This is a genomic window from Streptomyces sp. DF42 (assembly GCF_058267695.1).
Map to the genome: position 1 here is coordinate 6,839,339 of NZ_CM177859.1, position 17,845 is coordinate 6,857,183.

The following is a 17,845-nucleotide window of genomic DNA, read 5'->3' on the forward strand; positions in this document are numbered from 1 at the left end:
ACCGAAGAACCCCCTCTGTACCCCCGATCAGCCCGATCGGGGGTACAGCTGCGTCTGGGTCCGAGCAGCTTCGGGGGCCGGCGCCGTTGTCCCCAACTTCCCACGTTAGGGCGGTTGTTGCCGGGGTAGCCGGGTCCTGTAGGCGCGACTTCCGCCGGAGTCCGGAAGGCCGTTTGAGGCATCAGTTGCGACCCCCGCAGGCGACAACTCGCCCCAGATGGCACAATCTGTGCATGGAACACGACGGCCAACTCCAGCTCTATGCGGCAGTCGCGGACCAACTGAAGGAAGCGCATGCAACGGTGCGCGCACTGCAAGTCCCGGAGGGCGTACGGATGGCGCTGACCCGGAAGCTGCTGGTCATTACGGCCGCGGCCAAGCACGATCTCGCCGACGCGGCAAGGCGTCTGGAGGCGTTCACCGCGGACCTCGAGGAGGGGCGATTCCCCGAAGAGGACCGCTGAACACGTCCGGGGCAGCCGAGTTCGTTGCGGCGCACGGGTGATTAGCCCGTTTCGTGTTTGATTTGCGGTATATATCTGCCTAACGTGCGAAAAAGCTTGAACACTTTCGTTCTGGCAATGTCTCCGAAGGGGAAGACGTGAACAAGGCGCAGCTCGTAGAAGCGATTGCCGACAAGGTCGGTGGCCGTCAGCAGGCCGCCGAGGCTGTCGACGCGGTCCTGGACGCCATCGTCCGCGCGACCGTCGCGGGAGACCGGGTTTCGGTCACCGGCTTCGGTTCGTTCGAGAAGGTCGACCGTCCGGCCCGCTACGCCCGCAACCCCCAGACGGGCGAGCGGGTTCGGGTCAAGAAGACCTCCGTTCCGCGCTTCCGCGCGGGCCAGGGTTTCAAGGACCTGGTGAGCGGCTCGAAGAAGCTCCCGCGCGGCGGCGAGGTCGCCGTCAAGAAGGCGCCCAAGGGCAGCCTGACCGGCGGAGCTTCCGCGACCGTCAAGAAGGCCGCGGCGAAGAAGACGACGACCGCCAAGAGGGCGACCGCCGCCGTGAAGAAGACCACGGCGAAGAAGACGACGGCCAAGAAGACCACGGCCACCGCCAAGAAGACGACCGCGAAGAAGACGACGGCCAAGAAGGCCACGGGTGCCGCCAAGACCTCCGCGGCGAAGAAGACCACCGCCAAGAAGGCGACGGCCAAGAAGGCCCCGGCGAAGAAGGCGACGGCCAAGAAGGCCCCCGCCAAGAAGTCCGCGGCCCGCACCACCACCGCCAAGAAGGCCACGGCCCGCAAGAGGTAGGGGCACAGGGGCACTCACGCGCCGGGCCGGACTCCGCATCGGAGTCCGGCCCGCGGCGTTGCCGCGGGAGGTCCGGAACGGCCCTCAGAAGGTCTGCAGCGTCACGAGCGTGATCCGGGGGCTGTCCTTGGCGCCCTCGACCTCGATACGCACCCGCTGCCCGGGCCGCAGCAGCCTCAGGCCGCCCGCGTCGAACGCGTCGGCCTCGAAGGGGAGGGGGGTGCCGTCGTCGAGCAGCACACTGCCGCTGCGCGTCCCGGCGTCGTACGTGTATGCGGTCGCCTGCATGGCCGCAGCCTACTGCCCGGGGATCAGCAACTGGGCTGCCGCCGCCGTCCTGGGCCCCACCCCGAGAGCCAGCGCGGCGCGCAGGTCGTCGCCGGTGTCCACGTCCCGGCGTACGGAATCCACCGCGTCGAGGGCCAGTTCCCGGGCGCCGGACGCACGGTGGCGGGCCCGGGAGTCGGGGCCGAACGCCGGGAGCAATTCCTGGGCGGGAGTTGCGGCCAGCAAGGTCGTCCCGATCGCGGCCGCGTCGGCGAGAAAAGCTCGGGGGAATTCCGCGGCCGCGTCCAGGACCCGGAGCAATTCCGGGGGGCGTAGCGCCGGAAGGTCGGCGTTCAGGGCCGCGACGGGACTTTCGGGGCGTGCTGTGCGTACCGCGGCGACGCCGTGCGCCAGAGCCGCGTTGAGGCCGCCGCGGGGTTCGTCGGAGACGATCCGGGCGCCCAGCGCGGCCAGCTCACGGCCTGCGAGGGCGTCGTCGGTGACGACCGCCACATCCCTGACAGCCGGGCAGGCCAGGGCCGCCGCCACGGTGTCCTGGGCGAACGCGAGGGCGAGGCCGGGGCGCAGCCCGTCGGCGGCGGTGTCCGAGAGTCTGCTCTTGGCCCGCGCCAGGGCTTTCAGGGGTATGACCAAGGTCCACTGCACCGGTGTTCCGTCCCTCTCTTCTCGCGGCCATTGTCACTCAGCCGTCACCTGGGCCATCCGGCGGTGGCGGCGCCGGGGCGTACGGTGTTCTCGACAGACCGGCGGCCTGGGGCGACACTTGTGCGGCCCCCCGAGGCCCTAGAGGAAGGTGTCCGCGTGCCCCGCCGCAGAATCGGCTTCTGGTACCGCTTCGCAGCGGTCCTCTGCAAACCGCCACTGGTGGTTCTGATCAAGCGGGACTGGCGCGGAATGGAGAACATTCCGGCCGACGGCGGATTTATTACCGCGGTGAACCACAATTCCCACGTGGATCCCTTCGCGTATGCGCACTATCAGTACAACACCGGGCGGGTTCCGCGATTTCTGGCGAAGAGCGGCCTTTTCAGGAAGGGATTCGTCGGCGCCGCGATGCGCGGTACCGGACAGATCCCCGTCTACCGCGAGACCACGGACGCACTCAGTGCCTTCCGGGCCGCGATCGGCGCCGTGGAGCGCGGTGAATGCGTCGCGTTCTACCCAGAGGGCACCATCACCCGGGATCCCGAACAGTGGCCCATGGTCGGCAAGACGGGAGCCGCGCGCGTCGCGCTGACCACCAAGTGCCCGGTGATTCCGGTCGCGCAGTGGGGCGCCAACGAACTGCTGCCGCCCTACGCGAGGAAGCCCAACCTCCGCCCGCGCAAGACCCATCACGTGCTCGCCGGCCCGCCCGTCGACCTCTCGCGCTTCTACGACCAGGAGATGACTCCGGACCTCCTGAAGGAGGCGACCGCGGTCATCATGGCTGCCGTCACCCGCCAGCTGGAGGAGATCCGCGGCGAGAAGGCGCCCGAGACGCCCTACGACCCGCGCCGTGAGCGGATCGAGCAGCGGCGCAGGACGCAGGCGCAGGCGCAGACACAGGTCCAGGAGAAGGCCGAGCAGGAAGAGGGGCAGGGTACGTGAGCAAGCCCGTCAAGGCGGCCGTCTTCGGCACCGGTTCGTGGGGCACCGCGTTCGCCATGGTGCTCGCCGACGCGGGGTGCGAGGTCACCCTGTGGGGGCGCCGCGCCGAACTCGCGGACGCGGTCAACTCCACGCGTACGAACCCCGACTACCTTCCCGGCGTCGAACTCCCGGACAGCGTACGGGCGACCACGGACGCCGCCGAGGCCGCGCGCGGCGCCGACTTCGCCGTCCTCGCGATCCCCTCGCAGACACTGCGCGGCAACCTCGCCGAATGGGCGCCGCTGCTCGCGCCCGACTCGATCCTCGTCTCCCTCATGAAGGGCATCGAGCTCGGCTCCGCCATGCGGATGAGCGAGGTGATCGAGGACGTCGCCAAGATCGGCGCGGACCGGATCGCCGTCGTCACCGGGCCCAACCTGGCGCGTGAGATCGCCGCCCGGATGCCGGCTGCCGCCGTGGTCGCCTGCACCGACGAGGCGGTCGCCCAGCGGCTCCAGGCCGCCTGCCACACGCCGTACTTCCGGCCGTACACCAACACGGACGTGGTCGGCTGCGAGCTGGGCGGTGCCGTGAAGAACGTCATCGGGCTCGCCGTCGGCATCGCGGACGGCATGGGCCTCGGCGACAACGCCAAGGGCTCGCTCATCACGCGCGGACTGGCCGAGACCACCCGGCTCGGTGTCGCGCTGGGCGCCGACCCGCTGACCTTCTCCGGACTCGCGGGCCTGGGCGACCTGGTGGCGACCTGCTCCTCGCCGCTGTCGCGCAACCACACCTTCGGCACCAACCTCGGCAAGGGCATGACCCTGCAGGAGACCATCGCGGTCACCAGGCAGACCGCCGAGGGCGTCAAGTCCTGTGAGTCGGTGGCGGATCTGGCCCGCCGGCACGGCGTGGACATGCCGATCACCGAGACGGTCGTGGACATCGTGCACGAGGGGAAGCCTCCCGTGGTCGCCCTCAAGGAGCTGATGTCGCGCAGCGCGAAGCCCGAACGACGCTGAGTGCTCCGCCGGGGGTGCCGCAGTGTGCCGTCGGGCGGCTGCGGCGCCGTCGCGGCCTGTCACGCCGTTCGCGGCGCCTCTCCAGGGCGCTGTCCGAACCGCCGCCCGTCAACGGACGCTGACTCAAGGCCCTACCACCGGGTACTCTCAACGCGATATGAGCACCGAGAACCTCCCCCAGAGCCCTGAGCAGCCGCCTCGCAAACCGCGTGTGGCCGTCGTGTTCGGCGGACGCAGTTCCGAACACGGGATCTCCGTGGTCACCGCCGGTGCCGTTCTGCGGGCCGTCGACCGGACCAAGTACGACGTCCTGCCGATCGGCATCACCCGGGACGGCCGCTGGGCCCTCACCGCCGACGAACCGGAACGCATGGCGATCACCGAGCGCCGTACGCCCGACGTCGAGGAGCTCGCCGAGTCGAGCGAGGGCGGCGTGGTGCTCCCCGTCGACCCCGGCAACCGCGAAGTCGTCTACAGCGAGCCCGGATCGGTGCCCAAGGCGCTCGGCGAGGTCGACGTCGTCTTCCCCGTCCTGCACGGCCCGTACGGCGAGGACGGCACCCTGCAGGGGCTGCTGGAGCTCTCCGGCGTCCCGTACGTCGGTTCGGGCGTGCTCGCCTCGGCCGTCGGCCAGGACAAGGACTACATGAAGCGGGTGTTCACCTCCTTCGGGCTCAAGGTGGGCCCGTACGTGGTGATCCGCCCGCGCGAGTGGGAGCAGTCCGCCCCGGACGGGGACAGGGGTGCGGCCGCCCGCAAGAAGATCGTGGACTTCGCCGGCGAGCACGGCTGGCCGCTCTTCGTGAAGCCCGCGCGTGCGGGCTCGTCGATCGGCATCACCAAGGTCGACGACCTCTCCGGACTCGACGAGGCGATCGCCGAGGCTCGGCGGCACGACCCGAAGATCCTGGTGGAGGCCGCACTGCGCGGCCGCGAGATCGAGTGCGGGGTGCTGGAGTTCGAGGACGGCCCGCGGGCGAGCGTGCCCTCGGAGATCCCGCCGCCGGACGCGCACGCGTACTACGACTTCGAGGCCAAGTACATCGACTCGACCCCGGGGATCGTGCCGGCGAGGCTGACGCCGCAGGAGACCGCCGAGGTGCAGCGGCTGGCGGTGGACGCCTTCGAGGCCGCGTCCTGCGAGGGCCTGGTGCGCGCGGACTTCTTCCTCACGGAGGACGGCGAGTTCGTGATCAACGAGATCAACACGATGCCCGGCATGACGCCGATCTCGATGTACCCGCAGATGTGGCAGGCGAGCGGGATCAGCTATCCGGAACTGGTGGAACGGCTCATCCAGGCGGCGTTGCGCAGGTCCACGGGACTTCGCTGACGCGGCAGCTGTGCGGACGTCGTCGCGAGGAGGCCGTCGCCCTTCTCGCACGACGGGCCCGAACACCCCTTCCGGGAGGCCTGCTTCGCGCCCAAGGTGCACCGGCCTGCCGGCTCCTGGCTGATCCGGTACCGCAGGCCGAGGACCTTGTGGGCCTCGCCGAAGGTCGAGCGTCCGCCCGGCGACCGCGAGACGAAACCGGTCTGGCGGAAGCCCGTCCGGCTCAGAAACCGCAGGCCAGCCCCTTGCCCTCACCGAGCATGTCCGCAAGGCACAGCGGCGAGACCGGAGATCAAGCTAGTCGGCGATCCCTTCGGGGATCGCCTTCTTCGTCGAGGGCGCCAGGTCGACCAGTGGTGCCATGCCGTCTCCCGTGCGGTCCTTCGGGATGGTGACCTCCACGTACGCCGTGCGCAGTGTCGTGGTGAAGCGGAACGAACCGTCGTCCTGCTTCTGCAGCAGCCAGCCGACGCCGTCGACCTCGACCCCGTCGGCTTCGGGGTCGTTCATCTGCGCGGGCCGCTCGACACCGCAGCGCAGTATGATCGCCGGGTCGCCCCAGCCCGCGGTCAGCGCGGAGGCCGGTTCGGGATCCCTGCGGTCCTGACCGTCGACCTTGGACGGCAGCATCTTGTCCAGGTTCTGGCACAGCTTGGTGACCTTCGCGCCCGGACCGGGAACCGAGGTCCGGGCGCTGTCGTCTGCTGAGGAGCAGCCCGTGGCCGTGATCAGCATCGCGGCCAGAGCGGGCAGCCCGAAAACAGTTCGGTGCCGGTGACGGAAGGAGTTCACCGGCCAAGGGTAGACGGGGGCTACAGATGGACGACCGGGCAGGTCAAAGTACGGGTGATGCCGTCCACCTGCTGGACTTTGGCGACCACCATGCGGCCGAGGTCGTCCACGGTGTCGGCCTGGGCCCGCACGATCACGTCATAAGGTCCTGTCACGTCCTCGGCCTGGATGACTCCAGGAATCTTGCTGATCGTCTCGGCGACGGTCGACGCTTTGCCAACCTCCGTCTGGATCAGGATGTACGCCTGTACCACGGAACCTCCAGGGCGGCCACGAGGATCATGTGGGGAAAAGGAACGCCACGGTATCGCGTCGTCACCGGCCGCGGGGAGACCTGCGCGGGCCCGGGACGCCGCGGCCGGGTGCGGGCACGACAGAAGTTGACGGTCACCTCGACCGTAGCGAGGACACTGGTGACGCGCGACCGGGCACAGCAAGGGACAGAAGGGGAGCAAGGGCAATGAAGGGCACTGTTGGTGAGCTCGGGGAGTTCGGGCTCATCAGGGAGCTCACCTCCCGTCTCACGACCACCCCGGCGGTCCGGGTGGGCCCCGGCGACGACGCCGCGGTGGTTGCCGCGCCCGACCGCAGGGTCGTGGCCAGCACCGACATCCTGCTGGAGGGACGGCACTTCCGCCGCGACTGGTCCACCGCCTACGACGTCGGGCGCAAGGCGGCCGCGCAGAACCTCGCGGACATCGCCGCCATGGGCGCCGTGCCGACCGCGCTGCTGCTGGGCCTGGTCGTACCGGCCGAACTCCCGGTGACCTGGGCGAGCGAGCTGATGGACGGGCTGCGCGACGAGTGCCAGGTGGCGGGCGCGTCGGTGGTCGGCGGGGATGTCGTACGGGGCGACACGATCATGGTGTCGATCACCGCGCTCGGTGATCTGCGCAACCAGGAGCCCATCACCCGGGGCGGCGCCCAGCCCGGCGACCTGGTCGCCGTCACCGGCTGGCTGGGCTGGTCCGCCGCCGGTTACGCGGTGCTCTCCCGGGGCTTCCGCTCGCCGCGCGCGTTCGTGGAGGCGCACCGGCGTCCCGAGCCGCCGTATCACGCGGGCCCGGCCGCCGCGGGACTCGGCGCCACCGCGATGTGCGACGTCAGCGACGGCCTGATCGCCGACCTCGGGCACATCGCCGAGGCCAGCAAGGTCCGTATCGACATCCGCTCCGGGGCGATCGACATCCCGTCCCAGATGAACGACATCGGGCAGGCCGTCGGCGTCGACCCCATGCAGTGGGTGCTCACCGGGGGAGAGGACCACGCGATCGTGGCGACCTTCCCGCCGGACGTGAAGCTGCCGGCCCGCTGGAAGGTGATCGGCGAGGTGCTCAACCCCTCGGCGCTGCCCCAGGTGACGGTCGACGGAGCGCCGTGGACCAGCAAGGGCGGCTGGGACCACTTCGGGGACATCGAGTCATGACCGCCCCGCCGAGGGTCCTCACGGTGGCCGGCTCCGACTCCGGCGGAGGGGCCGGAATCCAGGCCGACCTGAAGACGATGCTCGCGCTCGGCGTACACGGCATGAGTGTCGTCACGGCGGTCACCGCCCAGAACTCGCTCGGCGTGCAGGGGGCTTGGGAGCTGCCCGTGGAGGCCGTGCGGGCCCAGTACCGGAGCGTCGTGGACGACATCGGCGTACAGGCCGTGAAGACCGGAATGCTCGCCTCGGCCGAACTCGTCGAGGCCGTGGCCGAGTTGATCGGGGACACGGGCGCTCCGGCGGTCGTCGACCCGGTGGGCGTCTCGAAGCACGGCGACTCGCTGCTGGCCGCCTCGGCGCTGGATTCCGTACGGCACAGGCTTCTCCCCCTCGCGACCGTCGCGACGCCGAACCTCGACGAGGTGGCCCAACTCGCCGGTGTGCGGGTCGGGTCGGAGTCGGACCTGCGCGAGGCGGCGGACGCCGTCCTGTCGTTCGGGCCGACATGGGTGCTCATCAAGGGCGGCCATCTCCCCGGTGAGGCCGTGGACCTGCTCACCGACGGCTCCGAGGAGCACTGGCTGCGCGCCCCCCGGCACGACAACCGGCACACGCACGGCACGGGATGCACCCTCGCGTCCGCGATCGCGTCGCAGCTCGCGAAGGGGCAGTCCGTGCCGCAGGCGGTCGCGGCGGCCAAGGAGTACGTCACCGGGGCGATCTCGGCCGGGTTCGCACTCGGCGGTGGGATCGGGCCCGTGGATCACGGGTGGGCACTCAGGCCCCGGACAGGGCCGGGTACTCCCTCAGCCTGATGTCGGTCGCCGCCTTCTCGGTGAGCTTCTTGAAGAAGCGGGCCAGGGGGCGGGAGCCGAGGACCCGGTACATGCGGTCCCGGTTGCGGATGCGCCGCTCGGTCGCGGGGGCGAAGAACGGGCCCGCGTTCCCGGAGATCTTCTGGCAGCCCTTGGCGAAGTCCCGGATCCGGGTCTCGTACTCGGCGAAGGCGGTACGGAAGTCGCCGCCCGCGAGGGCGAGTTCACCGGCGAGGACATACGCGCCGACGATCGCCACGCCCGTCCCCATACCGCCCATGGTGGCCCCGTACCCGGCGTCACCGAGCAGCACCACGCGCGTGGGTCTCGAAGCCCGGGTGGACGGCCCGGGCACGGTCGACGAAGAGCCGCACCGCCGGTTCCGGTGGCAGCGGCGGCACGGGGACCAGCACCTCGCCGGTGATCCCGAGGGACTCGCGGCTGGTGGCGAGAACCCGCACGCCGGGGCAGGCGCCGAGCAGCAGCGCGGCGATCCGGGCGGCCTCCTCCACCAGGTGCTCGCAGTTGTCGAGCACGAGCAGCAGCGCGCGATCCTCCAGGGCGGCCAGCAGCCGCCCCGTGCCGTCGCTCGCGGGCGTGCGCAGACCGTTCCGCACACCGAGTGCCGTCAGGACGGCGTACGGGATCTGGGCGCCGTCGGTGAGCGGGGCGAGCTCCACGAAGCAGACAGCGGTGTGCCGGCTCGCGGCCTCGATCGCCAGCCGTGTCTTGCCCGCGCCGCCCGGGCCGGTGAGCGTGACCAAGCGGGCGTCGGCCAAAAGGGCGGCGAACCGGGCGAGTTCGCTCTCACGGCCGACGAAGCGGGTCAGCTGGACCGGAAGACGGTGCCGCTCGCTCTCGCCGCCCCGGAGCAGCTCCAGGTGCAGCGCGGACAGTTCAGGCGAGGGGTCGGCGCCCAGCTCGTCCGCGAGTGTGCGCCGGGCGTCCTCGAACACCGTGAGCGCCTCGGCGGGCCGGCCGCCCGCGTGCAGGGCCCGCATCAGCTGCCCGTACAGCCGCTCGCTCAGCGGGTGGGCCGACACCAGTGTCCGCAGCTCCGGCACGAGTTCGGGGCCGCCGCCGAGCGCCAGGTCCGCCTCGATCCGGTCCTGTACGGCGGCCCGTCTGAGCTCGTCGAGCCGGGCGGCCTCTGCGCGCGCGTCCGGGAGGTCGGGCAGGGCCGGGCCGCGCCACAGGGCGAGCGCCTCCCGGAACAGGGTCGCCGCGCGCGGGTGGTCACCGGCGGCGAGAGCGGCCCGCCCCTCCCGCGACAGGCGCTCGAAACGGTGGGCGTCGAGGGAGCCGGGCGGGACCGCGACGCGGTAGCCGGCGGGGCCCGCCTCGATGTCCGTGTGCGGGGCCAGGCGTCTGCGCAGCCGGGAGATCTGCGACTGGAGGGCGTTCGCGGCCCCGGCCGGCGGCTCGGCGCCGTAGAGGCCTTCGGTGAGGCGCTGGGTGGAGACCGCGTGGCCGGCGTCGAGGAGCAGCAGGGAGAGCAGAGCGCGGGGGCGGGGTCCGCCGGGGTCCAGTGGGGTGCCGTCGTCGGTGCGTACGTCCAGGGGGCCCAGGATGCCGAAGCGCATTCGCACGATTCTTGCAGCACGCACGCGGCCCGGGCACAGCAAAAAGCCGGTCCACCGAGGTGGACCGGCTTTGAGCAGCGAACCAGCAGTGGCCGCGCGCTTAGCTGTGCGTCAGCGCGAGACCTTGCCGGCCTTGATGCACGAGGTGCAAGCGTTCACGCGCTTCGGCGTCCCGCCGACCACGGTACGGACGCGCTGGATGTTCGGGTTCCAGCGACGGGACGTACGGCGGTGCGAAAACGAGATGTTGTTGCCGAAGCCCGGCCCCTTGCCGCAGACGTCGCAGTTGGCAGCCACGGGTCACTCCAAAGACTTCAGATGCACTTACGGTTGGATCCCGGCATGCCGGGATCAAGATCGCAGGATCAGAGATCTGAGATCTGAGTGGCGGTGCCAGGGGTATGGCCCGATCAGGATCGGGCAACCGGAGCAGCATACAACGACTGCGCCAGTGCCACGAAACTACCATGGCTGATCAGGGCTCTTCCCGGCCCTCTTCCGGCGGGCACCGGCCCTGGGTCTACGCTGCGTCCAGTCCAGCAGCCCAAGGAGGCGCAGGTGGCGCAGGTGCCGCAGACATTCTTCGATGCTCTCGCGGTGCGCACCTGGTGCGGCCTCGCGCTGGAGAAGCTCGGCCGCGCGCGCGAGGAGATCGACGCGATCAACGTCTACCCCGTGGCCGACGGGGACACGGGCACCAACCTGTATCTGACCGTGGAGTCCGCGGTGGCGGCCGTGGAGGCCGTTTTCGCAGCTCACGAGGTCGGTGGCGGTGCCGGTGCGCTGCCGGCCGGTGCCGGGGCCCCGGGGGAGTCCGGGAAGCCGACGCTCGCCGACGCGGTGCGCGCGATGGCGCACGGCGCGCTGATAGGCGCCCAGGGGAACTCCGGGACGATCCTCGCGCAGCTGCTGCGCGGCATGGCCCAGGTGTTCGCCGCCGATGGTGGGACACCTCACACCGACGGCTCGGGCCTCGGGCTCGCGCTGCGGCACGCGGCGGACTCCGCCCGCCAGGCCGTCGCCCGACCCGTGGAGGGCACGGTCCTGTCGGTCGCCTCGGCCGCCGCAGACGCGGCCGGGAGAGCCGAGGGCGACTGCGGGACGGTCGCACGGGCGGCCTACGAGGGAGCGCGCACGGCGCTGGCCGAGACCACGGGACAGCTGGCCGTGCTGGGGCGCGCCGGGGTGGTCGATGCCGGCGGGCGCGGGCTGGTGGCGGTGCTCGCGGCGCTGGTGGAGACGTTCACGGGTGAGGCGCCCGCGGCGGTTGTGGTGTCCGCAGGGCACGCGCGCGTGGAGACGGTGACGGCAGGCGGCCCGGAGGCCGGCCTGACGGTGGAGGAAGGAGCGTCCTCGGCCGACGCCGGAGACTGCGCCGACGCCCTCGAAGAGGACGGTCCCGCCTTCGAGGTGATCTACCTGCTGGAGGCCGAGGACGCGGCCGTCACGCGGCTGCGGACCCGGCTCGACGCCCTCGGCGACTCTCTGGTCGTGGTCGGCGGCGACGGGCTGTGGAACGTCCACGTGCACGTGGACGACGCGGGCGCCGCCGTCGAGGCGGGCGTCGAGGCCGGACGGCCGTACCGGATCCGGATCACCCACTTCGGGCTCGGCGACGTGCACACGCGCGGGGGCGCACGTCCGCCCAGGGAGCCGGTCCAGCGGGCGGTCGTGGCCGTGGTGCCCGGCGAGGGTCTGGCCGGGCTGTACACCGAGGCCGGCGCGACCACCGTGCTCGCGCGCCCCGGGGAGCCGCCCGTGAGCGGCGAGCTGGTCGACGCCGTACGGCGGGCACACGCGCGTGAGGTCGTGCTGCTGCCCAACGACGCCGACCTGCGCCACACCGCGGCCGCGGCGGCCGAACAGGCCCGCACCGAAGGCATCCGCGTGGCCCTGATCCCGACCCGCTCCGCGGTCCAGGGGATCGCGGCGCTCGCCGTGCACGAGCCCGAGCGCCGCTTCGACGAGGACGTCGTGTCGATGACGTCGGCGGCGGGCGCGACCCGTTACGCCGAGGTCGCCGTCGCCGAGCGGCAGTCCTGGACCATGGCCGGCATCTGCCAGGCCGGTGACGTCCTCGGCCTCATCGAGGGCGACGTGGCCGTGATCGGCTCCGACGTCACCGGCACCGCCGAGACCGTCCTGGACCGCATGCTCCAGGCCGGCGGCGAGCTGGTCACCCTCGTCCTCGGCGACGATGCCCCGGAGTCCGTCGCCCACCACCTGGAGGCACGCGTGCGTGAGTCATATCTCGCCGTTGACACGGTGGTGTACCGGGGCGGACGGCAGGGGGCGCTGTTGCTGATCGGCGTCGAGTAGCGCGCCGGCCGGCTTCCTGTTTCCGGGCGGTCAGGGTGTGCTGCGCGGCGGCCGGTCCCTGTTTCCGGGGCTGCAGTGTGCTGCGCGGCGGCCGGTCTCCTTTTCCTGGGTTTCCAGGGTCTGTTGCGCGGTGGCTGGCTTGCCGCTTCCGGGTCTCCAGGGCCTGCCGTGTATCGGTTGGTTTCCTGTTCCGGGTCTGCTGGGTCGGATAGGTGTCGGCCGGTCTCTTGTCTCCGGGCTTGCAGTGTCTGTTGCGCGGTGGCTGGCTTGCCGCTTCCGGGTCTCCAGGGCCTGCCGTGTATCGGTTGGTTTCCTGTTCCGGGTCTGCAGGGTCTGCTGGGCGTGGGCCGGTCTCCTGCTCCCGAACCTCCAGCGTCTGCTGTGTCTCGGCCGGTCTCCTGCTCCCGAACTTCAGCGTCTGCTGTGTCTCGGCCGGTCTCCTGCTCCCGAACTTCAGCGTCTGCTGTGTCTCGGCCGGTCTCCTGCTCCCGAACTTCAGCGTCTGCTGTGTCTCGGCCGGTCTCCTGCTCCCGAACCTCCAGCTCCGCTGTGTCTCGGCCGGTCTCCTGCCCCCGAACCTCCAGCGTCCGCTCCGCCTCAGCCGGCCCCCTGCTCCCGAACCTCCAGCAGTTGCTCCGCCTCCGCCCGCCGTTCCTGCGCCGTCTCGTCCTCGTCGTCGGCGCCGTCGTACGCCGCGAGGACCGCTCGCGCGTGTGCCACCGCGCGGGCGGGGCGGCCGAGGTCGGCCTCCAGCCAGCCTGCGGCGAGCTCTGCGCCGGTTCGGCTGTCCAGGGCGTCGTCCCCCAGCGTGGCGAACACCGCGATCGCCTCGGTGACCTGGGACAGGGCGTCTTCGAGGGCGGCCCGGATCGAGTCGTCGTCGGCGTCCTCCGCCGCGGAACGGGCGAGCAGGTCGCCGAACTGGCGGTGCGTGTGCCCGAGTTCCGCGACGAGCCGCCCCCGCGCCTCCTCGTCGGTCCCGGCGGCGCCCAGCGCGGCCTCGCACTCCCGGACCGCGCCCGCCATCAACTCCCGTGCCGCACCCGTCCCGTCCTGCGCGCCCGCGCGCAGCTCCAGCCACGCGCGGGCGCGCAGTGAGCGGACCAGGCCGTGGATGTTGCCGAGCGAGCGCCACAGGTCGCCCGCGCGCGCGTAGGCCCGGTCCGCCTCGGCGGGCAGCCCCGCCGCCGCGAGCGACTCGCCGGCGAGATGGGCGAGTGTCGCGTGGTCGTGCTGCTCGGGCCAGTGGCGGGCGGTCTCGGCCGCCTGCAGCCGCCGTTCGGCCGCCTCGCGGTGCTCGCCGAGCTCGCTCAGACAGTCGCCGAGCCACCACTGCGTCTGGACGACCGCGCCGTCGCCGTGCGTCTCGGCACTCAGGTCGGGCAGCGCCGACTCCAGCATCTCCGCGGCCTCGGCCCACCGCTCCTGGCGCAGCAGGAACCCGCCGAGCTGGTGCCGGGCCCAGGCACCGAACGTCGGCCCCTCGCCCGCCTCGTCGGCCCAGTGCGCCGCCTCCAGAGCGTGCTCCGAGGCCTCCACGAACAACCCCCGGCCGCCGAGCACCTCGGCGAGCTGAAGGTGCAGCTGGGCCCGCCCGACCGCCTCCAGGTGGGCTCCGCCGTGGTCCAGGGCCGCCCGCAGGGCCCGCTCCGCACCCGAGATGTCGCCCAGGTGGTGGGAGAGCCCGGCCAGTTGCGCCTCGTACTCCACCGCGAACCACGGCAGCCCGGCCTCCACGAAGGCGGCCGTGGCCCGTCCGAACAGGTCCACGGCCCCCTCCAGGTCCCCGCGACGCATCGCCAGCTCCGCGAGCATGGCCAGCGCCTCGGCGCCCCGCGAGGCGATCCGCACGTCGTCCCCGGCGTACCCGCCGACCAGCGCGAGCAGCTCGCGCACGGACGCCTCGGCGTCGGCGAGAACCGTTTCGCCAACCGTCGCATCCGCCGATTCGCCGGCATCCAGGACTCGCCGCATCAGGATCCGCGCCCGCCCCATCAGCACGGACGCCGTCTGCCGTACGCCGGTGGCGTCCTCGGAGTAGAGCGCCAGGACCTGGTCGTACGGCTCGGCGACCGCCGCGAGCGCCTCGTCCACCCGGCCCGTCAGAGCGCGTACGTACGCCGCACGCGTGCGTGCCGCCAGTGCCTCGCCGGGGTCGCCCGCGTCCTCGTACAGCCCGGCGGCCCGTTCGAAGAGTTCGGCACCCTCCGGGCCCCGGTCCATCGCCTCGTGGTCGACGATCTCCGCGCGGTCGCGGGCGCCCAGCTCGACGCCCTCGGCGGCGCGCGCGGCCGCCGCCCACGCCTCCATGGCGTTCGGCTGCAGGGCGTCCGACAGCCGGCGTGCCTCGGTCAGCAGGTCCGGCAGGTCCGGCACGTCAGGCAGGTCCGCGGTCACGGCGTCCGGCGCCGCCACCGTGGGCGCGGAGACCGGGCGGACCGTCGTACGCACCCCGAGCGGCAGCCGGTCCACCAGGGGACGCTGCGCCATACGCGCGCGTGCCCGGTCGCTGACGTAGGAGGTGCCGTTGCGCTCGTCGAAACGGGCGGCCAGGGCGAGGGCCTCCGCACGCGTGTGTGCGGCGAGTTCGCGCGCCGTCCACGTCCGGCCGGCCGGTCCGGGCACCTGCCGGTCGCCGGGCCCCCGCTCTCCCAGGCGCTCCATGAGCAGTGTCACCACATTCAGGAAGTCCAGCCTGCTGCGCGGCTGCCCGGTGTCCGTGAAGTACGCCGGCCGCTCCGCGAGCAGCTCCAGGGCCCGCGCCTCGTTGCCCGTCAACGCGCAGAACTCCACGTGGTCCGCGTACGCGCCGCGCATGCTCTCCATGCCCCGCACCAGCCTGAAGCCCCGCAGATGGTGCGCCCGCGCCTCGTCGGTGCGGCCCAGCCGCAGCAGGGGCGTCAAGGAGGACGCGAGGACGGTGTGCGGCTCGTGGGCGCAGGTGAACTCGCCCTCCAGGACCGGCGCCCACAGCCGAAGCGCCTCGGCGTCCCGTCCCCGTTCCACCTGCCACCAGCCCTGCCCGTGCAGCTCGCACGCGTGGCAGTCGGCCATGTCGTCCCGGTCGGCGGCCAGCCACGCGGCGTACGCGCGCTCCGCGCGCGCGAGGTCCCCGAGGTGCGCGGCCACGCTGAACTCGGCGCTGCGCACGGCGCGTTCGGAGTGCCCGGCGAGCCGGTAGCGGTGCTCCATCTCGCCTAGCCACTTCTCGATGGAGGCGAGCGGCACGTGCGGCTGGTCGAGCATGCCGGACGACATCCACTTGAAGACCCAGTGCAGCGAGTGCACCTCGTACGCGTCGAAGTCCTCGGGCCGCTCGTCCCACATGCGCAGCAGACGCGCGAAGGGGACGAACATCTTGTCCTTCTCGGAGCTGTAGTTGTAGACCTTCAGCTGGTGTCCGAGCGCCTCGATCACGGCGAGCGGGATGCCCAGCCGCTCGGCCTCCACGAGCAGCTGCTCCGCGCGCGCGTTGCGTGCGGGGCCCTCCGGGCGCTCGGCGTTCTCCGTCATCGCCCGGCGCAGGGAGTCGACGTCCGTGATCTCACCCATCAGTGACCGCCCCCCGAGGAGTTGCCCGTCGCGTCGGAATCGCCATGGGTCGCCCATTCCAGGAGGCCGATGAACGACCGGTTCAGCAGCGCCGTGTCCGCCGGCCGCAACGGGCGCTGTGCCATCAACAGCGCCTGCCCGTACAGGGACTCCGTGGCGGTGCCGATCAGTTCCGGGTCGCCGAGCGAACTGATCCGCCGGATCAGCGGGTTGAGGTGGTTGAGCACCAGACGCGCGCGGGGAGTGCTGCCCCGCAGCGACCCGAGAATCCCCGCCCACAGATCGTCGGCGTGTTCCTCGGCCTCCGCGCGGGCCTGTTCGTGCCGGGCCGCCCGGTCGTCGAGGTGGAGCGCGGGAACGGAGAGGGGGTGGAAGGCCCGCAGCACCACGTCACACGCCAGCGGGTCGAGCTTGGCCCGCGCGGCCGCCAGGAACGCCGACAGTGCCAGTTCCTCCGCCGGATCCACGGCATCCAGATGCGCCGTCACGGTGTCCGCGTCCAGCTCGGCGACCACCGTCCCGGGCCGCACCGACGGCAGCGCCTCGACCAGCTCGCTGTCGTAGGTGTATCCGCCGTTGATCACCCCGACGCCCTGCGCGGACGCGATCGGCGCGACCTGCCGGTACTCCTCGACGGTCCGCGTGAAGTGCACCACCGGGTGCCGCTGTGCGAACTCCTCCAGGGACAGCTGCCCGTCGGTGGTCTCGAAGGGCAGCCAGGGCAGCATCGTGCGCAGCATCTCCCTGTCGTGCCGCGCCAGGGACTTCACGCCCAGGTGGTGCACCGCCAGGAAGGCCGCCAGCCGCTCGGGATCGCCGGCCGCGAGCCCCGTCAGCCAGGACCGGATCCTTTCGCCGAGCGCCTCCCGCACGGCGGCCAGCGTCTCGTCCTCGTACAGCGACTCGCGCGAGGCCGTGGGCCGCAGGCTGTCCGTGTCCAGCACGCACCGCACGAAGAACGCCCAGTCGGGCAGCAGCTGTTCGGCCCGCTCGGTCAGCAGCATGCCCTTGAGGTGCACGCGATGCGTCGCCCGCTGGGCCGGGCTGACCGCCGACGGCAGGACGTACGCCACCCCGCGGATCCCGGCGAGCGGTACGTTCAGCTCGATCGAGTCCAGCGGGGTGAAGCCGAACAGCTCGTGGCAGTGCCGCGCCAGGGCCACCCGCCGGTTGGCGGGGGAGGGGTAGGGCCGGTCCCAGGGCGCGGGCAGATCGGTGACCGCCTCGTCGCCGACCCGGACGTCGTACGGCAGCAGGGAACCGAAGTCCCGCGCCAGCGTGAGCACCCGCTCGGGCGTGAGCCACTCCCCGGCCCCCGCTCGCGCCACCAGATGAACCGTGGTGCCCGGTTCGGGCCGCGCCGCGTGCGGCAGCGTCCGCACGGTGTACGAACCGTCGTCGCTCGCCGTCCACTCCACGGGCGCCGCGTCCGGGGTACGGGCGCTGCGGCTGACGACCCGGATCCGCTCGGCGACCACGAAACAGGCCAGCAGACCGATGCCGAACTGCCCGAGGAAGTCGGAGCGGACCTGCTGGATGCCGTGGGCGATCCCCTCGGCACGCTTGGAGCTGCGCCCGATGGTCGCGAGCAGGCTGTGCACGTCCGACTCGGTGAGCCCGACCCCCGTGTCCTCGACACGCAGGGTCCCCGCCTCGGCGTACAGCCGCACCAGCCCCGGCGCGTCGGGCTGCTCCGCACGCCGGGCGGTGATGGCGTCCACGGCGTTCTGCAGCAGCTCCCGCAGATAGACCCTGGGGCTGGAGTAGAGGTGATGGGAGAGCAGGTCCACCAGACCACGCAGGTCCACCTGGAACGTGTGCGGTGACCGGGGTGACGGTGACTGGGACGGCTGGGATGACTTCGAGGTCTGGGAGTCCATCG

Annotated in this window: 15 protein-coding genes and 2 pseudogenes; 8 read left to right on the forward strand and 9 right to left on the reverse strand. The window is 72.0% G+C overall.

Features of this window, described 5'->3' with window-relative positions; translation table 11 throughout:
• Positions 1 to 233 precede the first annotated feature (233 nt).
• Both ACYUED_RS31495 and ACYUED_RS31500 read left to right on the forward strand, forming a co-directional pair.
• Positions 234 to 464, forward strand: a complete 231-nt coding sequence (locus tag ACYUED_RS31495; protein ID WP_491287547.1) for an SCO5555 family protein — start codon at positions 234 to 236, stop codon at positions 462 to 464.
• A gap of 137 nt (positions 465 to 601) precedes the next feature.
• The gene (locus ACYUED_RS31500; RefSeq protein WP_491287549.1) at positions 602 to 1,258 is read left to right on the forward strand and encodes an HU family DNA-binding protein; all 657 of its coding nucleotides are present in this window, start codon (positions 602 to 604) and stop codon (positions 1,256 to 1,258) included.
• Between the two features lie 84 nt (positions 1,259 to 1,342).
• Here ACYUED_RS31500 and ACYUED_RS31505 read toward each other — a convergent pair whose 3' ends face one another.
• Positions 1,343 to 1,546, reverse strand: coding sequence for a hypothetical protein (locus tag ACYUED_RS31505; RefSeq protein WP_491287551.1), 204 nt, complete (start codon positions 1,544 to 1,546; stop codon positions 1,343 to 1,345).
• Positions 1,547 to 1,555: 9 nt separating this feature from the next.
• On the reverse strand, positions 1,556 to 2,191 hold the full coding sequence (cofC, locus tag ACYUED_RS31510; protein ID WP_491287553.1) for a 2-phospho-L-lactate guanylyltransferase: 636 nt from the start codon (positions 2,189 to 2,191) through the stop codon (positions 1,556 to 1,558).
• 156 nt (positions 2,192 to 2,347) lie between these two features.
• On the opposite strand from cofC, the gene ACYUED_RS31515 reads away from it, so the two are divergent.
• The 3 genes from ACYUED_RS31515 (at position 2,348) to ACYUED_RS31525 (ending at position 5,476) form a co-directional block, all read left to right on the forward strand.
• Positions 2,348 to 3,136, forward strand: a complete 789-nt coding sequence (locus ACYUED_RS31515) for a lysophospholipid acyltransferase family protein (RefSeq protein WP_491287555.1) — start codon at positions 2,348 to 2,350, stop codon at positions 3,134 to 3,136.
• Complete coding sequence (locus tag ACYUED_RS31520; protein WP_491287557.1) at positions 3,133 to 4,143, forward strand: NAD(P)H-dependent glycerol-3-phosphate dehydrogenase; 1,011 nt, start codon at positions 3,133 to 3,135, stop codon at positions 4,141 to 4,143. The genes ACYUED_RS31515 and ACYUED_RS31520 overlap by 4 nt, the downstream gene beginning before the upstream one ends.
• 157 nt (positions 4,144 to 4,300) lie before the next feature.
• Positions 4,301 to 5,476, forward strand: coding sequence for a D-alanine--D-alanine ligase family protein (locus ACYUED_RS31525; RefSeq protein WP_491287559.1), 1,176 nt, complete (start codon positions 4,301 to 4,303; stop codon positions 5,474 to 5,476).
• Positions 5,477 to 5,773: 297 nt separating this feature from the next.
• Here ACYUED_RS31525 and ACYUED_RS31530 read toward each other — a convergent pair whose 3' ends face one another.
• The gene (locus tag ACYUED_RS31530) at positions 5,774 to 6,268 is read right to left on the reverse strand and encodes a DUF3515 domain-containing protein (RefSeq protein ID WP_491287561.1); all 495 of its coding nucleotides are present in this window, start codon (positions 6,266 to 6,268) and stop codon (positions 5,774 to 5,776) included.
• Positions 6,269 to 6,288: 20 nt separating this feature from the next.
• On the reverse strand, positions 6,289 to 6,522 hold the full coding sequence (locus tag ACYUED_RS31535; RefSeq protein ID WP_003997603.1) for an Lrp/AsnC family transcriptional regulator: 234 nt from the start codon (positions 6,520 to 6,522) through the stop codon (positions 6,289 to 6,291).
• A 206-nt stretch (positions 6,523 to 6,728) separates the two neighbouring features.
• Here ACYUED_RS31535 and ACYUED_RS31540 point away from each other — a divergent pair, with 206 nt between their 5' ends.
• Positions 6,729 to 7,694 (forward strand): thiamine-phosphate kinase, encoded by a 966-nt coding sequence (locus tag ACYUED_RS31540; protein WP_266522089.1) that lies wholly within the window; start codon positions 6,729 to 6,731, stop codon positions 7,692 to 7,694.
• The gene (thiD, locus tag ACYUED_RS31545; protein ID WP_491287569.1) at positions 7,691 to 8,509 is read left to right on the forward strand and encodes a bifunctional hydroxymethylpyrimidine kinase/phosphomethylpyrimidine kinase; all 819 of its coding nucleotides are present in this window, start codon (positions 7,691 to 7,693) and stop codon (positions 8,507 to 8,509) included. The genes ACYUED_RS31540 and thiD overlap by 4 nt, the downstream gene beginning before the upstream one ends.
• On the opposite strand, the pseudogene ACYUED_RS31550 reads toward thiD, so the two are convergent.
• The 3 genes and pseudogenes from ACYUED_RS31550 to rpmB all read right to left on the reverse strand — a co-directional run.
• Positions 8,472 to 8,828, reverse strand: a pseudogene (locus tag ACYUED_RS31550) (FAD-dependent oxidoreductase); the annotation flags it as partial. The gene thiD and the pseudogene ACYUED_RS31550 overlap by 38 nt on opposite strands.
• A pseudogene (locus tag ACYUED_RS31555) lies at positions 8,824 to 10,092 on the reverse strand (AfsR/SARP family transcriptional regulator); the annotation flags it as partial. The pseudogenes ACYUED_RS31555 and ACYUED_RS31550, both read right to left, overlap by 5 nt.
• Before the next feature lie 111 nt (positions 10,093 to 10,203).
• Positions 10,204 to 10,389, reverse strand: a complete 186-nt coding sequence (gene rpmB / locus ACYUED_RS31560; RefSeq protein ID WP_009190838.1) for a 50S ribosomal protein L28 — start codon at positions 10,387 to 10,389, stop codon at positions 10,204 to 10,206.
• A gap of 261 nt (positions 10,390 to 10,650) precedes the next feature.
• On the opposite strand from rpmB, the gene ACYUED_RS31565 reads away from it, so the two are divergent.
• Positions 10,651 to 12,411, forward strand: a complete 1,761-nt coding sequence (locus ACYUED_RS31565) for a DAK2 domain-containing protein (RefSeq protein WP_491287573.1) — start codon at positions 10,651 to 10,653, stop codon at positions 12,409 to 12,411.
• A gap of 597 nt (positions 12,412 to 13,008) precedes the next feature.
• Here the strand turns inward: ACYUED_RS31565 and ACYUED_RS31570 are convergent.
• Both ACYUED_RS31570 and ACYUED_RS31575 read right to left on the reverse strand, forming a co-directional pair.
• Complete coding sequence (locus ACYUED_RS31570) at positions 13,009 to 15,963, reverse strand: tetratricopeptide repeat protein (protein WP_491287577.1); 2,955 nt, start codon at positions 15,961 to 15,963, stop codon at positions 13,009 to 13,011.
• The gene (locus ACYUED_RS31575) at positions 15,963 to 17,843 is read right to left on the reverse strand and encodes an HSP90 family protein (RefSeq protein WP_491287579.1); all 1,881 of its coding nucleotides are present in this window, start codon (positions 17,841 to 17,843) and stop codon (positions 15,963 to 15,965) included. Before ACYUED_RS31575 ends, ACYUED_RS31570 begins: the two co-directional genes overlap by 1 nt.
• Positions 17,844 to 17,845: the final 2 nt, after the last annotated feature.